Here is a 13,561-nt window from a genome sequence, read left to right as displayed (position 1 = left end):
CACCCAGCAATGCGGAGTCGGCAGCGGGGCTGGTACCACCGCCTGGAGTCGAAGCCGCTCGACGTACACCGCGCGGGCCGGTGGCCGCGAATCGCCCCGACGACCCGCCACCTGCCGCTGCGCGCGGACACGAAGGGCGGGATCGACCGCGCCGTGGAAACGTCGACGCGCTGCCGGCACCCCAGGGCAGCCGGAGGCGCTCGAGCCCACCCAGGTGCGCCCTGCGCTCCTCCCCGGCGAACGACACGGAGGAACCCGGGGTCGTCGGAGTGACGGCGCCGGCCGCGTTCGTCAGGACCCGCGGCTCAGTCGGGACGCCCCGGCCACAGCAGCGCACCACAGTCCGGGCGAAGGCCGCGAAGGCCGCGACGCCCCCGGATCGGGAGAGATGTGGGCCCGCCTCTCCTGTCGGCGGGCCCGTACCGAGTAGCCACCTTTTTGTGCGTACTGGGCACCGACGCGCGGTGCGGCGAGACTGGTGCCCAGAAGCGAGAAGGGAGATGACAGCGAGTCAGGAGATCGCTGACCCGACCTGCCCGGCGCGCCCCGCCGCCATGCGGTCGAGGCGCTCGTGCCCCAGGTCGGAGACTGGACCGAGGGCGACGGAGAGGCGGCGGCCGAAGTCGGTCAGGGAATAGACCGTCTTCAGCGGAAGGACGTCGCACACCTCGCGGTGCACCAGGCCGTCGGACTCCATCTCGCGCAGCGCCTGGGTCAGGACCTTCTCGCTGAGACCCGGCAGCCGTCGGCGGAGTTCGGCGGGGCGCCACGGGCCGGCCTCCAGCAGCCAGAGCAGGGACGTCTTCCACTTGCCGTCGATCACGGCGATCACGGCGGTCACTCCGCACACGTTCGGGTCCGCGGCCTGACTGCGCGTCATCCCTCACCCCCGGGTGGTCGTTGTCCACCACCATGTCTACAGGAGACGAATCATGCCTACCAACCACACCCGGCCCACCGTCACCGTGCTCGGCCTCGGGCCGATGGGACGCGCCCTGGCCGGTGCCTTCGTGGACGCCGGTGCCCGAACCACGGTCTGGAACCGCACCCCGGGCCGGGACACCGCGCTGGTCGCCCGGGGCGCGGTGAGCGCGGCCACGGCGGAGGAGGCCGTGGCCGCGAGCGAGCTGACCGTCATCTGCGTGGTGAACCACGACGCCTCGGACGCCGTGCTGCACCGCGACGAGGTCGAGGCCGCACTCAAGGGCCGGGCCCTCGTCAACCTGACCGCCGACGCGCCGGACCGGGCCCGGTCCACGGCCGCCTGGGCCGCGGAGCACGGCGTCGAGTACCTGGACGGCGCCATCATGACGCCGGCCCCGAGCATCGGCACTCCGGAGGCGGTCATCATCCTCAGCGGGCCGGCCGACCTCTACGAGCGGCACGCGCCGGTACTGGCGGCACTCGGCGGCACCCGCACCCACCTCGGCGAGGAGATCGGCCGGGCGGCCGGCTTCGACATCGCGCTGCTTGACGTCTTCTGGACGGCGATGGCCGGGTACGTGCACGCGCTCGCGCTGGCCAAGGCGGAGGGGATCAGCGGCCGCGAGCTGGCGCCGTTCGCCCAGGGGATCGGCGCGATCCTGCCCCCGCTCTTCGCCGAGTTCGCCGAGGACTTCGACAGCGGCAGCTACTCGGGCGCGATCAACCCGCTCACCTCCGGAGTCTCCACCATGGCCCACGTCGTGCACACCGCCGAGTCGCACGGCATCGAGTCCGGCGTGATGCGCGCAGCCGAAGGCCTGCTCCGCCGAACCATCGCCCTCGGCCACGGCGAGGACGGAGTAAGCCGCCTCGCCGAGGTCCTCAGCCGCCACTGAACCCGACACCGACCCCCTGCCGAACCATCAACAAAAAGGCCGTTGACCTGGGATTCCTCCCAGCCAACGGCCTTCCGACATACTGTCGGGACGACAGGATTTGAACCTGCGACCCCTTGACCCCCAGCGGTCGAAAGACTGTCCGACTGGTGTTCAGCAGTCCGAATCCCGCAGGTCAGGGCCTACCTCGTCCACGACGCATGACGCCTGATGACGCCTCATGACGCTCAGTCCGTGAGAGGCGCGTGAGAGGCGGCCAGCAAGGGGGAGTTCTAGAGTGATTTGCCTCACACCCCTATGGTAGCCCCGATCGGCGTCCTCAGAGTGCCTCTTCCGCTCCCCGCCCTGGCACCGCAAGCAGTCGACTGACTTGCGCTCGACCCCGACCTGCTACGCGAACGCCCGCAATGACCTCCCCCTCATCGATGCGTGGCACTCTGCCTTCCCGCCGGCCTGATGTCCATTGCTCGATCACACAATGGTGCCCGCATTCAGGCTCGCTTCCAGGGAGCGTCCAGCATGTCGTTCGGATGCCAGAGCATCCCGGTAGATGGTGCGCAGCTGGCTTCGCCCGCGAACTTTCAGCTTTCGGTAGGTGTTGGTCAAGTGCTGTTCCACCGTGCTCACGGTGACGAACAGCTGTTCCGATACCTCATGGTTACTCTGTCCCTCGACAACAAGGGCGGCGACGCGACGTTCCGCCTCGGTCAGACTGTCGACGCCGACAGCGCCCTGCGTGGGGGCCGCGAATCCTGCGGATCCGACCCGCTTGGCTCCGGCTGTCGGTGATTGAGCGGGCGCCAGGCGGTCCACGAGCGGCTGGGCGCCGCAGGCGCGCGCCAGCCGCAGCGCCTGCTCGGACAGCGCTTCTGCACGGTCGCGGTTGCCGGCGTCCGCACAAGCCTGGCTCAGCGCGATCACCGCTTTGGCCAACTCGAGGTTGTCCGGCGCCCCTTCCAGATGCTCGACGGCCAGTGAGAGCAACTCCTCGCGGTCAGCACGGGAGCTCGCCTCCGCGAGAATCCGGAGCGTCTGCCCGCGAACGCGCCGATACTCAGGCTTGAGCAGTTCCAACTGCTCCTCCAAGAGCTCGCGAGCCTCATCCAGGCGCCCTAGTTCGATCAGTGCCTGGGCTGCTCCGTTGCGCCAGGCGACGAACAGTGGATGGTCCAGGTTCCACTCGCGCATCTGTGCACCGCAGATTGTGAACTCCCGCAGGGCCGCGTGCGGGCGCCGAGTCTCAAGGAAGAACTGGCCCACGGCCTGCCGGTACTGGAGCCCCGCCCGGGTATCGTGCATGGCCTCCGGCACTGCTTCGTTGACGAGAGAGTTAGCCGTTCGGAAGTCCCCGCGCCCCAGGACAGCGCTCAGCAGAGAGGCCATTGGCGATCCGATCGCCAGACCCCAGCTTCTGGCGGATACCAGGGCGAGGGCCGATCGTGCGAACTTCTCCGCGGGCGGGAGTGCCCCCTGCCGGAGCGACACCTCGGCCATCAAAGAGGCCAGCACCGCTTCCCACGTCGGGATGCCCCGCTTGGCCGCTTTGGCCAGCAGTTCCGCGCACCAGGCGCCCGCTTCCTCGACCCGGTCCACGTACAGCAGTGCGGTGAGCGCGGTGCCCAGTGGTTCGAGCGTCGCATCATTCAACTGAAGCGGTCGCAGGGCCTGTTCGACCTCGTCAATCTCGTCCTTCGAGGATGCGCCGGATAGCACGGCGTCGAGCAGCGTCGAGGCCGTAGCCAAGGGATTCGTCGCGCTGAACGCCGGGCGCCAGAGTTCGGGGGCCGTACTGGGCGATGGCGCAGGAACCCGGCTCGCCAGGGTCGGGTAGGTACACGACAGCCAAGCTCGGAAGGCGAGGTAGTCCTCCAAGACAATTGGATCGCACTCGTCGCTGGCCAGCCGGGCGAGCCGCTCCAGCGCCGCGCCCGCTCCGTTGAGGAGCCCGTGCCGGATGAGCGCTCGGACGACGTGCAGTGCCTGGCCGAGATCTAGTGCGTCCTCCTGCAGGGCCTCGGTGAGTTCCGTGAGGTGCTGCAGCGCACTGGCCGGGTCACGCCGCCAGTCCGCCCGGGCGAGGGCCAGCGCGATGGCCTTGCGCTGTTCCTCATCGACACTGCACAGGCTGGCGAACTCCAGGTATTTCTTGGCCAGTTCAGTGTCGTCTTCCTGCAAGGCGTGCTCGGCCGCCTCCTGAAGGACACCAACGGCCCAAGGGGTGTCCGTACGGCCGGCCGCGAGCAGGTGTCGCGCGATCTTGCCCGGCGCCTTCCCGTTCGAGTAGAGGAGGCCTGCGATCCGGTGGTGGAGCGCCGCAGCGTCCTCTGCAGGCAGAAGCGCCGCCACGGTCGACTGAGTGGCCGGGTGTCGAAAGCCGTTCACGCTCAGCAGGCCGCTTTGGGCCAGGACGAACTTCAAGCGACCCAGCAAATCCTCTTCTATACCGAGCAGTTCGGCTGCCAAGTACTCAGATTGCGATTCCTGGAGAACAGCGAGGGTGCGGGCGACAGCTGCCGCCATGGGTTCTCCGCGCTGCAGGCAGGCAATCACGGCCTGACGGTATTCCTCGCCCACTACGCATGCCCCGGTCCATCCCGACATCTCTCTCGGCGGGACGGCCGCCGCGTGACTGTCTTCCAGCAGAGCCCGGACCAACAGCGGGTTTCCGCCGCTGAGCTCGTGAAAATCGGGAGCAAATCGCATGGCATCCTCGGCCGGCAGCCGAGTTGCCAGCAGCCTGGCCACCCCGGACCGGGAAAGCGGCCGAATCCGTACCAATTGGCAGTGCGGCTGCCGTTTGAGTTCGGTCTGGAAGAATTGGTCCTCCGGCAAGGCGGCTGAAAGCTGACTCAACACGAGCAGTGCCGGCTTGTACTGGATTCTCGGGGCCAGGTGCAGCAGATACTGCAGAGAAAGTCCGTCGGCCTCGTGCAGGTCGTCCACCACGAGCAGTAGCGGCGCCCGTTCGGTCAGCTCCATCATCAGATCGATGAAGTCCGCCAGCAGCCCGGCGTCGTCGCCCGGCCCTCTCGTTACAGTAGCCTGGAGCTGCTTAATCCGCTGGCTGAGGCTGCGGACGTGCAGCTCCGCAGCACGCGGCGCGCTTCCCAGCAGCTGCCGAACAACTCCGAGTGGAACGTCCCGGGCCAGCCGCGAGGCGGACGCGGTCAGCAGCGTGAACTCGGCCTGCCGCGCCTTCGCGACGGCGGCGCGCAGCAGCTCCGATCTCCCTGTGGCGGCGAGCCCCTCGATCAAGAGAATCCGACCGCTCCCTTGTCGGCAGCGCGAAAGACATCCATCAATGGCGGAAATCTCTGTCTTGCGCTCCAGTAACTCCATCGTATGAACTCCCCCCGAGGTTCAACGCCACGTGTCTACTGGATCAGATTATCACCCGAACCGGACGAGATTCCCGGCGAGGCACCACCGCATGAATCGTCTGAAACTTTGTCAAACTGGTCTACATTCCGGAATGGGCGATTCAAGGTCGAATGAAGTTCACGAGTCTTCGGGCTGGTTCCAGGGTCGTCGCGGAGTAGCCCCGGCCAGAAGGCCTAGCGGTAGCTGTCATCACCAGGTCCCCCCTGATCAACTCTCGCCGAACCTTTTCGAAATCTTCAAATCTGAATCACCCTCGCGCGAGGCAGGCCACCAGATCGGCCCCGTCCATCCAAGACCGCTACCGCGAACCTGTCAAGAAGGTTCATACCCTAACTGATCTTGGGGGCCATCGAGCCACAGGTCCAGTCGGTGTCGATCCCTGTGGAGCGTCACTTCGAGCTCGACCCACTCACTCAGAGGACCGACAGCGCTCAGGCGGTACTGTCCGATGGGGAGCGACTGGAAGTGGTAACGCCCGGCGGCGTCAGTGTGCACCTCGCGCGCGATCAGGCCGCGATCCGTGAGTGTGACTCGCGCGCCGACCACTGGGACGCCGTGCCGGTCCCGTGCCGTACCGTCCAGTTGCAACAACCGATAGCTCAGGGCCACATCCACCGCAGTCGGCTGGCACTCCGCGGTGACCATCACCTCTCGTGCCACCGGCGTGTGCTGGTGATGCGCCACCGCCAACGTGTACGAGGCCGGCCGCACACTGGGCAAGCTGTACGCGCCATCCGCCGAGGTCATCCGGGAGCCGACCACCGAACCACTGGCGTCAACGAGCAAGACCAGGGCGTCGGCCAATGGCATGCACAGCGTGTCGTCCTGCACGATGCCGGCGATGCTCGACGACGTGGTCAGGCAGAGCGAAAGCTCGGTGCGCCGTTCGACCACAGTTACCGACAGTGCGCGCGGCTGGTGGCCCGGAGCGGCGGCCACCACGAGGTAGTCCCCGGGGCCGGGCACCGGGAGCCGACAGCCGCCGTGCCTCCCGGACCTGGACCTGGCCAGCTCCCGGCCAGTGCGATCCACCACCGTCAGCATGGCTTCTGCAAGCGGGGTACCGTGGACGCCGGTGATGACCCCGTCGATCGAGCTGCGGCCGTCGGCCGACGGTCGACGGCTGTACGGCAAGGCGGCAGCGAACCCCAGTGCGCTAACGCATAGCCCGCGAAGGCGCAGGAGGAACGGAATCGCTGACGCACGCCATGAGCCGCCTCCCGCCCTCGCGGCCCCGCGGGCAACGGCCCGACCTGCAAAATCTGCAATCCGCCCCCACATGGCCCTGATCCCTTTCTGTACGACCTCGGCAACCTCACGAACAGGCACACCCGGCCCCGCGCATCCGGCAACGGGCCGTGTGTCCCCACGGCCCGTTGGATGACTTCGGTGGCGGTTCGCCGGCCGGAGCCGGGCACTGGTGGCTATTCCTCGGCGATCGGTGCCACCGTCCGCTTGTTCATCCAGCCGAAGTAGCCGGCGCAAAGCGCCGCGAGGCCGACCGAGACCGCGGCGATGGTGAAGCTGACCTGGTAGGCGTGAACGCTCGGAACCTTGGTGCCCTTAATGGTGTCCGAGCTCAGGATCGCAGAGGTGAGGGCGGCGGCCACCCCGCCACCAACCAGCCGGACGAGGCTGTTCACTGCGCTGGCTACGGCAGTCTTGTTCGGGTCCACGTGCTCCACGGCCATCGTCCCGAGGGCGGAGAAGGACAGGCCGACGCCGACACCGAGCAGGGAGGTGGCCACGTAGATGTCGTACGGGTGGCCATGGCGCATGATCAGCCAGAGATTGGACAGCATGGCCACCGCCGAACCGGTCGCGACCATCGCGGCAGCCGAGGTGCGACGCACCAGCTGGCCAGCGTACAAGGAGATGACGAGCAGAAGCAGCGTTGTCGGCAAGAGGTAGACACCGGCCATCAGGACGGAGGCGCCGAACCCGTAGCCCGCCTTCGACGGCGTCTGGACGAAGCTGGGGAGCAGCGTGAAGCCTGCGTAGAGCGCAAAGCCGAGCATGAACGAGGCCAGGCTGGCCCCGATGGTGCCGCGGTGGGTCAGCATGCCGACGTCGACCAGCGGGCTGGCGGACCGTCGCTCGACCATGACCCAGGCCACGCCGAGCACCACCGCACCGACCAGGAGTCCTACGACCCCACCGGAGGTCCAGCCCCACGAGCGGCCCTGGCTCACAGCGAGCAGGATGCACACCAGGGTGCCGCCGAGAAGAACGGCGCCCGGGACATCGGGCTGGCCGCCGGGCGGCGGGGTGACGTCGTGGACGGCCAGGGCGACGAGCAGGGTAGCCACGACCGCGAGGCCCGCGATGATCCAGAAGACCAGTCGGTAGCCACTGGTGTACTGGGCGATCAGACCGCTGATGATCATTCCGAGGCCGACGCCGATGCCCATGGTGGCGCTGAGGATGCCGATCCCGGTGGCCATCTTCTCGCGTGGCAACAGGTCCCGGACGGCTCCGATGGACAGCGGTACGGTCGCCGCCGAGATGCCCTGGAGCACGCGGGCGATCATGAGGGTGACGATTGAGGTCGACAGAGCGCCGACCGCCGAACCGGCGACCAGTAAGCCGAGGGTCAGCAGAAGCATCTTCCGCCGGCCGTACATGTCGCCGAACCGGCCGAAGAGCGGCGTGGCGATTGCGCCGCAGAGCAGACTCACCGTCAGGGCCCAAGCGACGGAGGTAACGGTCGCATGCAGGGACTCCTGCAGCCGCGGGAGGAGCGGGATGACCGCGCTCTGCTGGATCGACGCAGTGGACGCGGCGATGGACAGCGCGAGGACGACCAGCCCCTGCCGCCGCTGGGGTGGCGAGCCTTCGGCCGGGGACGAGTTCGGCACGGTGGACAGTTGAGTGGTTCGAGACATGTCGGATCTCCTTTCGATAAAGTAGCTAACTGAGGTAGGCAGTCCGCGAGCAGTGCGCGGCCCCTGCGAGTTCATTACCTACCTTAGGTATCTATCTGGAAGGACGCAAGAGCCATGAGCGACGACGATGTGGAAGGCCTGTTCGCCCTCGCGCCCAAGCTCGCCCAGCTGGGCTCGGCCCTGAACAGCGGCTGGCTGCACGAGCGGGCGACCCAGCTCGCGGAGGTGTCCCTGGAACGGCCCGCTCTCCAGGTTCTCGGCGTCCTCCAGTCCGCCGGCGAGCCGCGCCGGATCGGCGAGATCGCCGCCGAGATGCGGGTCGAGGGCCCGCACGTCACCCGCCACGTCCAGCGCCTGGAGCGCAAGGGCCTGGTGGAGCGGGTCGTGGATCCGCAGGACCGGCGCGCCCGGCTCATCGGGCTCACGCCCCGGGGCGCCGAACTCAGCACCCGGTACCGGGCGGTCGTGTTCAGCTGGCTGTCGCAAGCGTTCGCGTCGTGGCCCGAGCAGGACCAGCGGGACCTCGTCCGCCTGGGCAGCCGCATGGTCGACGACTTCCTCTCCTTCCTGGAGCAGGAGCGCGCCCACGGACCGGAGGCCTCGGCCGCCGCCCCTGCGGCCGAGACCTCGGGCCGTACGGCCCGTCAGGGAGGGGTGGACCGCCCCGACCGGGCAGGCGTGGCCTGAGTGACCGCACCGGGGTGGGTTGGCCAGGAGGAGGGCCGGACGACGGAATGGCCGCCGGGGCGCGGAACACATCGGGGGTGTGTGTTCCACGGCCCGGCGGCCGCGTGGTGGCCGGCGTCCGGCCGTCCGGGGGCCGGTGCTCAGCCGGCGAGGGCCGGAGCCGACAACCGCAGCGTGGTCGGCGGCTCCTGCGGGGCTGGTTCCAGGTGCAGGCGCTGGATGTCGTCGCCGGTCGCGGCGGGCAGGCCCGCCGTGCAGGCGCACGCCTGGTCGGTGAAGCCGGCGAACCGGTACGCCACCTCCATCATCCGGTTCCGGTCGGTGGCGCGGAAGTCCGCCGCCAGGTGGACCCCGGCCGATGCCGCCTGGTCGATCAGCCAGCGCAGGATCGCGGCACCCGCCCCGAACGAGACCACCCGGCAGGAGGTGGCGAGGAGCTTGAGGTGCCACACCTCCGGCCGCTTCTCCAGCAGCAGCACCCCGACCGCGCCGTGCGGGCCGAAGCGGTCGGCCATCGCGACGACCAGGACCTCGTGCTGCGGGTCGGACATCAGGGCCCGCAGCGCCGCGTCCGGGTAGTGCACCCCGGTCGCGTTCATCTGGCTGGTCCGCAGGGTGAGTTCCTCCACCCGCGTCAGCTCCTCGTCGGTGGCTCGCCCGATGGTCATGACCAGGTCCAGCGAGCGGAGGAAGTCCTCGTCCGGGCCGGTGAATTCGGCCCGCTCCGCCTCGCGGCGGAAGCCGGCCTGGTACATCTGGCGCCGTCGGCGCGAGTCCACCGTCGAAACCACCGGGCTGAACTCGGGCAGCGTCGGCAGCGCCTCCACCTGGTCGGCGGAGTAACACCGCACGTCCGGAAGGTGGTAGGCGACCTCGGCCCGCTCGGCGGGCTGGTCGTCGATGAACGCGATCGTCCTGGGAGCGAAGTTGAGCTGGTCCGCGATCGACCGCACCGACTCGGACTTCGGACCCCAGCCGATGTGCGGCAGGACGAAGTACTCGCTGATGCCCAGCTTCTCCAGCCTGCCCCACGCGTGGTCGTGGTCGTTCTTGCTGGCCACTGCCTGGAGGATGCCCCGGGCGTCCAGCGCGAGGATGACCTCCCGCACGGACTCCGGCAGGACGACCTCCTCGTCCTCGGAGAGCGTGCCCTGCCAGAGCGTGTTGTCCAGGTCCCAGACCAGGCACTTCACCAGAGCCGCAGGCTCGGAGTGCTGTTCCGACACGATCCCGTCCTTCCTCATCCCCAGGTCGCCAACGCGCCTTGGGCTAGCATCAGTTGGCAGATCTCGCTGCTGCCCTCGATGATCTCCATCAGCTTCGCGTCGCGGTATGCCCGGGCGACCACGCCGCCGTCCCGCGCCCCGGCGGAGGCCAGCACCTGAACGGCCTCGGCCGCTCCCCTGGTCGCATTGGTCGCGCCGACGTGCTTCGCCAGCACGGTCGCCATCACCACGTCCGGCGAGCCCTCGTCCCAGCAGCGGCTGGCGTGCTCGCACGCCCGGGCCGCGGTCTGCTCGGCGACGACCAGTTCGGCAAGGTGACGCATCACCAGCTGGTGCTCGGCGATCGGACGGCCGAACTGCCGGCGGGTGCGCGCGTGACGGGCCGTGGCCGCAAGGCATGCCCGCAGAATCCCGGTGCAGCCCCACGCCACGGACATCCGGCCGTACGCCAGGGCGGAGGTAACCAGCAGCGCGACGGGCTGGCCCGCGCTCGGCAGCATGTGGTCGGCCGGGACACGGACCGAGTCCAGCACCACCTCGGCGTGGCCGGCCGCGCGGCAGCCGAGCGGGTCGGGCACGCGTTCGATCCGCACCCCCGGGGCGTCGGCGGGAACGACCACCGCGGCGGCCCCATCGGGGTGCTGCCCGAACACCACCAGCAGATCCGCGTAGGCCGCAGCGGTGATCCACGTCTTCCGCCCGTCGATCACGATGGAGTCGCCGCTGGGGGTGATGGTGGTGGTCATCGCCGACAAGTCGCTGCCGGCGTCCGGCTCGCTGAACGCCACCGCCGCCAGCTCACCGCTGGTCAGCCTCGGCAGGAAGGCCTTTCGGTGCTCCCGTCCGCCGAGGCGCTGCAGCGTCCAGGCCGCCATCCCCTGCGAGGTCATCAGGCTGCGCAAAGAGGAGCACAGGCTGCCCACGTGAGCGGTGAACTCGCCGTTGTCCAGGCTGCTGAAGCCCAGGCCACCGTACTCGTTCGGGACTTGGGCGCAGAGCAGCCCCTTGGTGCCGAGCTCGCGCACCAGATCGACCGGGATCACACCCGCGCGGTCCCAGTCGTCGGCCTGGTCGCCGACGGCCGCAGTCGCCAGGGCGCAGGCCTCAGCGAGACGGTCACTCACCACGCGCCCCGGCCTTCTCCTCGTGCAGCCGAGCCACCAAGGCGACCATGTTGTTCACTGTACGGAAGTTGTCCAGCCGCAGGTCCGCCCCGCCAATGGTGACGCCGAACTCCTTCTCCAGGAGGACCACCAGTTCCATCGCAAAGAGCGAGGACACCGTCCCGGACGCGAACAGGTCCTGGTCCGCCTTCCACGCGGTCTTGGTGCGGGTCAGCAGGAACTCCAGCACCTGGTGCTCGACACCGCCCTGCGGCTGCGCTCCCAGCTCGGACTTACCATCGGCCGCGATCGTCACGACGCCTCCCCGTACTCGTAGAAACCCCGGCCGTTCTTGCGGCCGAGCTTGCCTTCGGAAACCATGCACACCAGCAGCTCCGCGGGGCGGAACCCCTCATCACCTGTGCGTTCGTGCAACACCCGCAGCGAATCCGCGAGATTGTCCAGGCCGATCAGATCGGCCGTCCGCAGCGGCCCGGTCCGGTGCCCCAGACAGCCCTGCATCAGGGCGTCGACCGACTCCGCGCTCGCCCGGCCCTCCTCGACGACCCGGACCGCGTCGTTGATCATCCGGTGCAGGATGCGGCTGGTGACGAAGCCCGGCCCGTCGTTCACCTCGATCGGCCGCCGTTCGACGGCCGTCAGCAAGGCGGTGACCGCCGCCATCGCGGAGTCCGCGGTACGCGGGCCGCGGATGACCTCGACCGTCGGGATCAGGTACGTCGGGTTCATGAAGTGGACGCCGACGAGGCGTCCCGGGTCCGGAACCGACGCGGCCAGCTCGTCGATCGGGATCGACGAGGTGTTGGAGACGATCAGGGTGCCCGGGCGGACCACTGCGGAGACCTTGGCCAGCACCTCGGCCTTGATGCCGGCGTCCTCGGTCACGGCCTCGATCACGGCGGTCGCGTCGACGACGTCCTCGACGGCGGCCCCGGTGCGCAGCTCGCCGGTCTCCACACCCTCCGGCAGAGCGTTCATCAGCCGGGCCATTCGCAGCTGTCGGGCGATCAGCTCGGACGCCTCGCCGAGCCTGGCCTGATCGACGTCGATCAGGGTCACCGGCACCCCGTGGCCGAGTGCCAGCGTCGTGATGTTCGTCCCCATGACGCCGGCCCCGAGTACCGCGAGCCGGTGCGGCTCTCGGTCGTCGGTCACCGGATCCCCGGGCCTTTCCATGTGCCGTCCTTTCGTCGCACGCGATTCCCGTGGAACCGCGCGGGCGAGACACCGCAGTGTGAATGGGAATGTGCGCTGCAATCCTGTTCGGGGCCCAGCGTGGGAGCAACCCCTACTCGGCCTGGGGTCCTAGGGGATCGGCCGGCGACAGCCCCAGATGTCGGGCAGGGGCCAGGCAGCGGGCACTTCCTGGGGTTCACCCCGGCAGCGCCGCTGGTTACGTTCGATTCCGAAAACACCGAGTCGGCTCCGCATTCCCCGGGGAATTAAGAATGGGCACACTGAGCTTCGTTCCGGCCGTATTCAGGTCCGGTTCCTTCAACGGCGACGGACGGCAGGACCTCCTCGTCCGGAACGCCGGGACGGGAGAGCTGTTCGTCTTTCCGCACGGCGGAGAGTTCAAGGGCATGGAGACGTACGGCGCTCCGGTGCTGATCGGCACCGGCTTCGGCTCACACCTGTGGCTGTGCGCCGGTGACCTGACCGGAGACGGAACCGCCGACATCGTCTGCATCAGCAATGACGACCGCTGCCTGATCTTCCTCAACCAGGGCGGACTCAACGGCCTCGACACCCTGGGCGAGCCCATCCACGTCGGTGGGAAGCCCCCGGAGCGCACCTACGACACCATCGCCCTGGGCGACCTCACCGGCACCAGGACGGTCGACATCATCGGACGTGTGCAGGGCACCGGGGAGATCCACCGGATCCTGCACAGCGGCAAGGTCGACGGCGGCGAGACTTTCGCGCCCCCGCAGGACTTCGCCGTCATCGCGGAGACCGACCTGCCGGTGGGCCTCGCCGACATCACCGGCAGCGGGGAACCGGACCTGCTGGTGCGGCACTCCGACGGCACGCTCTCCTGCTACGAGGTCTACGCGGGCGGCAAGGGCGCGTCCGCCGAGCCGCTCGGCCACGGTGCCTGGCACCGGCTCGGCGCGGGGTGGAACGACGTGTCCGTGATCGACATCACCGACATCACCGGCGACGGCCGCCCGGACCTGCTGGCCCTGCACCAGGACGGAACGCTGATGGTGCACCGGCACAGCGGCACCTTCGACCCGGAGAACCCCGGCGCGACCTTCCTCCCCCCGGTCACGGTCGCCACCGGATGGGTCGACTTCGACATCGTCAGCTGACCCGTCCCGCTCGTGGGGCGGGGGCGGGGGGGGCCCCCCCCCCGCCCCCCCGGGGCCGGGTAGAGTAATATAATCAGATAATTATGCCGAGCTCGGATGTGTAGAGGACCCCCCCCACCCGGT

The 13,561-nt window shown here is 68.9% G+C and carries 11 protein-coding genes; 3 read left to right on the top strand and 8 right to left on the bottom strand.

The genetic code is table 11. From position 1 onward, the window contains the following. Window positions 1-511 precede the first annotated feature (511 nt). The gene (locus tag ACIA8Q_RS31530; RefSeq protein ID WP_360209856.1) at window positions 512-880 is read right to left on the bottom strand and encodes a helix-turn-helix domain-containing protein; all 369 of its coding nucleotides are present in this window, start codon (window positions 878-880) and stop codon (window positions 512-514) included. 52 nt (window positions 881-932) lie between these two features. On the opposite strand from ACIA8Q_RS31530, the gene ACIA8Q_RS31525 reads away from it, so the two are divergent. Beyond that, on the top strand, window positions 933-1,820 hold the full coding sequence (locus ACIA8Q_RS31525) for an NAD(P)-binding domain-containing protein (RefSeq protein ID WP_360209858.1): 888 nt from the start codon (window positions 933-935) through the stop codon (window positions 1,818-1,820). A 471-nt stretch (window positions 1,821-2,291) separates the two neighbouring features. Here ACIA8Q_RS31525 and ACIA8Q_RS31520 read toward each other — a convergent pair whose 3' ends face one another. The 3 genes from ACIA8Q_RS31520 to ACIA8Q_RS31510 form a co-directional block, all read right to left on the bottom strand. Then, on the bottom strand, window positions 2,292-5,159 hold the full coding sequence (locus tag ACIA8Q_RS31520) for an AAA family ATPase (RefSeq protein WP_396318110.1): 2,868 nt from the start codon (window positions 5,157-5,159) through the stop codon (window positions 2,292-2,294). A gap of 354 nt (window positions 5,160-5,513) precedes the next feature. After that, the gene (locus ACIA8Q_RS31515; protein ID WP_396318109.1) at window positions 5,514-6,335 is read right to left on the bottom strand and encodes a collagen binding domain-containing protein; all 822 of its coding nucleotides are present in this window, start codon (window positions 6,333-6,335) and stop codon (window positions 5,514-5,516) included. 290 nt (window positions 6,336-6,625) lie between these two features. After that, on the bottom strand, window positions 6,626-8,086 hold the full coding sequence (locus ACIA8Q_RS31510; RefSeq protein ID WP_396318108.1) for an MFS transporter: 1,461 nt from the start codon (window positions 8,084-8,086) through the stop codon (window positions 6,626-6,628). A 114-nt stretch (window positions 8,087-8,200) separates the two neighbouring features. On the opposite strand from ACIA8Q_RS31510, the gene ACIA8Q_RS31505 reads away from it, so the two are divergent. Continuing rightward, entirely contained in the window at window positions 8,201-8,773 is a 573-nt protein-coding gene (locus ACIA8Q_RS31505; RefSeq protein ID WP_396318107.1) for a MarR family winged helix-turn-helix transcriptional regulator, read from the top strand. A 140-nt stretch (window positions 8,774-8,913) separates the two neighbouring features. On the opposite strand, the gene ACIA8Q_RS31500 is transcribed toward ACIA8Q_RS31505, so the two are convergent. The 4 genes from ACIA8Q_RS31500 to ACIA8Q_RS31485 are packed head-to-tail and all read right to left on the bottom strand — an operon-like array spanning window position 8,914 to window position 12,299. After that, complete coding sequence (locus ACIA8Q_RS31500) at window positions 8,914-9,999, bottom strand: HAD-IIIC family phosphatase (RefSeq protein ID WP_396318106.1); 1,086 nt, start codon at window positions 9,997-9,999, stop codon at window positions 8,914-8,916. A gap of 14 nt (window positions 10,000-10,013) precedes the next feature. Further along, complete coding sequence (locus tag ACIA8Q_RS31495; protein WP_396318130.1) at window positions 10,014-11,123, bottom strand: acyl-CoA dehydrogenase family protein; 1,110 nt, start codon at window positions 11,121-11,123, stop codon at window positions 10,014-10,016. Continuing rightward, window positions 11,116-11,412: an acyl carrier protein gene (locus ACIA8Q_RS31490; protein WP_396318129.1), complete on the bottom strand. Its 297-nt coding sequence runs from the start codon at window positions 11,410-11,412 to the stop codon at window positions 11,116-11,118. The genes ACIA8Q_RS31495 and ACIA8Q_RS31490 overlap by 8 nt, the downstream gene beginning before the upstream one ends. 2 nt (window positions 11,413-11,414) lie before the next feature. Then, on the bottom strand, window positions 11,415-12,299 hold the full coding sequence (locus tag ACIA8Q_RS31485) for a 3-hydroxyacyl-CoA dehydrogenase family protein (protein ID WP_396318105.1): 885 nt from the start codon (window positions 12,297-12,299) through the stop codon (window positions 11,415-11,417). 272 nt (window positions 12,300-12,571) lie between these two features. Here ACIA8Q_RS31485 and ACIA8Q_RS31480 point away from each other — a divergent pair, with 272 nt between their 5' ends. Next, a complete protein-coding gene (locus ACIA8Q_RS31480) occupies window positions 12,572-13,438 on the top strand; it encodes an FG-GAP repeat domain-containing protein (protein ID WP_396318104.1) in 867 nt (288 codons plus the stop codon). Window positions 13,439-13,561 lie beyond the last annotated feature (123 nt).

It is taken from the genome of Kitasatospora sp. NPDC051705 (genome assembly GCF_044453265.1).
GTDB lineage: Bacteria > Actinomycetota > Actinomycetes > Streptomycetales > Streptomycetaceae > Kitasatospora.
Note: the sequence above shows the minus strand (reverse complement) of the source record. Positions and strands in the feature narration are given on the sequence as shown.

Coding starts and splice junctions, on each gene's coding strand:
- ACIA8Q_RS31505 (WP_396318107.1), top strand. CDS start 8,201: ATGAGCGACGACGATGTGGAAGGCCTGTTCGCCCTCGCGCCCAAGCTC.
- ACIA8Q_RS31510 (WP_396318108.1), bottom strand. CDS start 8,086: ATGTCTCGAACCACTCAACTGTCCACCGTGCCGAACTCGTCCCCGGCC.
- ACIA8Q_RS31480 (WP_396318104.1), top strand. CDS start 12,572: ATGGGCACACTGAGCTTCGTTCCGGCCGTATTCAGGTCCGGTTCCTTC.
- ACIA8Q_RS31485 (WP_396318105.1), bottom strand. CDS start 12,299: ATGGAAAGGCCCGGGGATCCGGTGACCGACGACCGAGAGCCGCACCGG.
- ACIA8Q_RS31525 (WP_360209858.1), top strand. CDS start 933: ATGCCTACCAACCACACCCGGCCCACCGTCACCGTGCTCGGCCTCGGG.
- ACIA8Q_RS31520 (WP_396318110.1), bottom strand. CDS start 5,159: ATGGAGTTACTGGAGCGCAAGACAGAGATTTCCGCCATTGATGGATGT.
- ACIA8Q_RS31530 (WP_360209856.1), bottom strand. CDS start 880: ATGACGCGCAGTCAGGCCGCGGACCCGAACGTGTGCGGAGTGACCGCC.